Genomic DNA, 2796 nt, shown 5'->3' on the forward strand with positions numbered 1-2796 from the left:
GTCCCCCAAGGGCCTGCGCCATGCCTTCGGCGTTGCCGCCGTCTCCAGCGGCATCCCCCTCAACATGGTGCAGAAATGGCTCGGTCATGCCCAGCTCTCCACCACCGCCATCTACGCCGATGCCGTCGGCGCCGAGGAGCAGGATATCGCACGGAAAATGTGGGGGTAAACGAGAAATATTTCGTTTGGGAAAATATCCTACATTCCGATTGAATGAATATTCATTTCACATTTTATGTGATTGACAAAGGCAAGCATATTATGATATGAAAATACGTTGTTTTGAATATTCAAAAAGGATTAAAAGGTGATTATCGCAATAGGAAATACGAAAGGAGGGGTAGGGAAGACCACTTTAGCTGTTCAACTCGCCATAATTCGTGCCACTGCTGGTAGAGAGGTATGGCTGATTGATGGTGATCGACAGGGTACAGCAGCTGCTGCTATCGCAGCTCGTTCTGAAGCTGGAAAGCTACCTGGGATTGCTTGTGCACAGTATCCGGACGGCCCTAATCTACGTGCCCAAGTTCAGCAGCAGCGTGATAAATGGGATGATATTATCATCGATGTTGGCGGCCGAGATTCTACAGCGCTTCGCGCAGCACTCATTCTCGCTGATACGCTTCTGGTTCCGTTTGCGCCGCGTTCCTATGACGTATGGGCACTAGACGACATGGCTGCCCTTATTGATGAAGCACGAAGTGTTCGGGATGGATTGCGTGCTGTAGCTGTTATGAACCAAGCTGATCCAGGAGATCATTCAACGGATAATGCAGAGGCGGCTGCAGCAGTGAAAGATGTGCCGCAATTCATTTATCTGCCGATACCAATTCGACGCCGTAAAGCGTTCAGTAATGCTGGTGGAGCAGGTCTGGCTGTTTCCGAACTGACGCCACGAGACCCCAAAGCTATCGCTGAAATCTCTGCACTTGCAAACGCCGTTTTTAATCTTATTTGAATATTCATAACATATTAAGGGTAGATTAAATGGCAATTCATCGCAAAGCTAAACCGACGTCGGTAGAATCTGCTGCAGATGCTTTCGTTACTGGAGCTCCTGATGCAGGAAAAACAAAGCCTCCATCATACGACAAAGGGTTGCCCAAGGGACATAAACGCCAGATTAGTTTGACCATTGCTCCAGACCTGTTACGGCGTGTTGATGAACGCGCTGAAGCTATGGGAACAGGCCGAGCTGCGTTTATCAGTATGGCAATTTTCAAAGCATTAGAAGAAAGTTAAAATGATATTTTAAGAATATTCAAAAAATATATTAATGATACTTTATTGGGTTAATTTTAGAGCCACTGAACGTGCATATATCTCTCTAAAGGGGATCTCGGCTCATGACACAAAAATGGCTGAGAAGACGAACAGGCCTTGCGTCATTGGTCGTATGCTGAACAACGTAGCAGGGACAGAGCGGGATGGGACGAATGAGCAAACGCAAACCACCATCAGAACAGAGTGAACTGGTCCTTTCTCCCACAACCGCACGTGTCATTCAGCTTTCGGCTGAAATTCAAGCAACTCCGCCTGATGAGATTGAGTTCATGCACACGGTGCTCTGTCAGGTTGGTCTTCCCCGTAAACGGACAAAAGAAACTCGCTTTGAACGAAACAATGGCAAGGCATCCCTGCTTATTACAGCGGGAGAAATGTTTAACGATGGCCATTGGGAAAAGCTCTTCGTCCCGTATGGAACCAAGCCACGATTGGCACTTTTCCACATTAGCACCGAAGCGATCCGAACAAAATCGCGTATTGTTGCAGTCGGGCGGACTATCAGTGAATTTATGAAACGCCTCAACATCAGCCAGAATGGTCCATCCCGTGAGGCATTTCGGGCACAGATGAATGCCTTGTGTGCCTGTGAAATGAAGCTCGGCTACGGGTCGCGCAATTTGAATGCCCGGCCGGTGGATGAATTCGATGCGTGGACCAAAAATCTCGCAAAAGATAGTACGATCGAGCTATCCGAAAAATTCTGGCAGGAATTGAAAGAAAACGCTGTCCCACTTGACCCTCGTGCACTTGAGGGTTTGCAGCACTCAGCTTTGGCGCTCGACATCTACACATGGCTTGCCCATCGACTTCATCGGGTGCGGCGGCCTGGTGAGAAGCTTACTTGGGCCAACCTTCGTTTGCAGTTTGGGCAGGAATATACGGACGATAAGAATTTCAAGAAGGCATTCCTGATCGCATTGCGACAGGTTGCGGCTGTTTATCCAGATGCAAGGCTTGAACAGGTTCGGACGGGTCTAAGACTGATCGCATCACCGCCGCCCGTACCGCGGCAGACGATCATCGCCTATCAAAAAACCATCGGATCAGATACTTAATCAGAAAATCTGACTAAAATGAGCGGTGCAATTACCACCCGTTGACCACAGGCCCTGTCGACTGATCGCGGTGCAATTACCACCCTTTTAGCAACGGCATCAATGGTTCAATTATAATGCAAGTGCTATCCTTTTGCGTCCGCTTCGATGTTAGAGGAAGGCGGTGCAATCACCACCCTTTTGGCATTTGTGGCACCACTGAAAGCACGGTGCAATTACCACCCCTTTTGTTCTGCTCAAAGCCTCCAAAAGATAGTGAGATTGTCACTGTTTCTAGGAGAAGGCCTCTCTCTGTGAACAGAAAAGTTATCCCGGTGCAATCACCACCCTAATACGGTGCAATTACCACCCGTAGGCACGGTGCAATCACCACCCGTAGGCACGGTGCAATCACCACCCCCCTAGGCTCAGGACCCATTGATATGAGTGTCAGGATGTGATTCAGGCTCGTTGA

4 protein-coding genes are annotated in these 2796 nt (G+C 48.8%); all 4 read left to right on the forward strand.

Features of this window, described 5'->3' with window-relative positions; all coding sequences use genetic code 11:
- Nucleotides 1–52 precede the first annotated feature (52 nt).
- The 4 genes from NJLHNGOC_RS16505 to NJLHNGOC_RS15015 all read left to right on the forward strand — a co-directional run bounded on the left by NJLHNGOC_RS16505 (nucleotide 53) and on the right by NJLHNGOC_RS15015 (nucleotide 2342).
- Entirely contained in the window at nucleotides 53–169 is a 117-nt protein-coding gene (locus tag NJLHNGOC_RS16505; protein WP_239021568.1) for a hypothetical protein, read from the forward strand.
- Between the two features lie 138 nt (nucleotides 170–307).
- Complete coding sequence (locus NJLHNGOC_RS15005) at nucleotides 308–958, forward strand: AAA family ATPase (RefSeq protein WP_113597067.1); 651 nt, start codon at nucleotides 308–310, stop codon at nucleotides 956–958.
- Between the two features lie 29 nt (nucleotides 959–987).
- On the forward strand, nucleotides 988–1242 hold the full coding sequence (locus NJLHNGOC_RS15010) for a ribbon-helix-helix domain-containing protein (protein WP_084296474.1): 255 nt from the start codon (nucleotides 988–990) through the stop codon (nucleotides 1240–1242).
- 194 nt (nucleotides 1243–1436) lie between these two features.
- A complete protein-coding gene (locus NJLHNGOC_RS15015; RefSeq protein ID WP_025812575.1) occupies nucleotides 1437–2342 on the forward strand; it encodes a replication protein RepA in 906 nt (301 codons plus the stop codon).
- Nucleotides 2343–2796 lie beyond the last annotated feature (454 nt).

The organism is Novacetimonas cocois (assembly GCF_003311635.1).
GTDB classification, from domain to species: domain Bacteria; phylum Pseudomonadota; class Alphaproteobacteria; order Acetobacterales; family Acetobacteraceae; genus Novacetimonas; species Novacetimonas cocois.

What these genes read in the sequence shown, in the direction of transcription:
- NJLHNGOC_RS15015 (WP_025812575.1), top strand. Translation starts at nt 1,437, where the DNA reads ATGAGCAAACGCAAACCACCATCAGAACAGAGTGAACTGGTCCTTTCT.
- NJLHNGOC_RS15010 (WP_084296474.1), top strand. Translation starts at nt 988, where the DNA reads ATGGCAATTCATCGCAAAGCTAAACCGACGTCGGTAGAATCTGCTGCA.